Origin of the sequence: Streptococcus suis, assembly GCF_002964045.1 — a bacterium.
Classification (GTDB): Bacteria; Bacillota; Bacilli; order Lactobacillales; family Streptococcaceae; genus Streptococcus; species Streptococcus suis_U.
The window spans coordinates 1-439 of the sequence record NZ_POPB01000260.1 but is presented as its reverse complement, the minus strand read 5'-3'; the positions used below and the strand labels follow the sequence as shown (position 1 = coordinate 439).

The following is a 439-nucleotide window of genomic DNA, read 5'->3' as shown; positions in this document are numbered from 1 at the left end:
GAGCGAAAAATCAGTGTCTTTTAGTCTTAACCGACCGACGAAGTAGACACCAAATCATAAGATTAATTCCAAATAAAACTGCTGAATCTGTCAATCAGGCACTTAGGTTACTATTAGCTGAGTATCATATTTTATCAATAACTGCAGATAATGGTTCGGAATTTAGTCGATTGGTTGAAGTGTTTCCTGAGGAACATATCTTCTATGCACATCCCTACTCTTCATGGGAAAGAGGTTCAAATGAAAACCATAATCGATTGATTCGGAGATGGTTACCTAAAGGAACCAAGAAAACGACTCCGAAAGAAGTCGCTCAGACTGAAGATAAAGTCCTTAGAATTGATTTTCTAAGGGCTTTTCTTCGTATTTAGGAGTATAATATAAGAAAAAGGACTTATGAGGTTCTCCTATGCTACACAAAGAAAAACCTGACTATAAC

1 protein-coding gene is annotated in these 439 nt (G+C 36.4%); it reads left to right on the top strand.

What is annotated here, in order from left to right:
- On the top strand, positions 1–371 hold a 371-nt coding region (locus tag C1E99_RS03225), incomplete at its 5' end, for an IS30 family transposase (protein WP_153060149.1).
- Between the last annotated feature and the right edge of the window lie 68 nt (positions 372–439).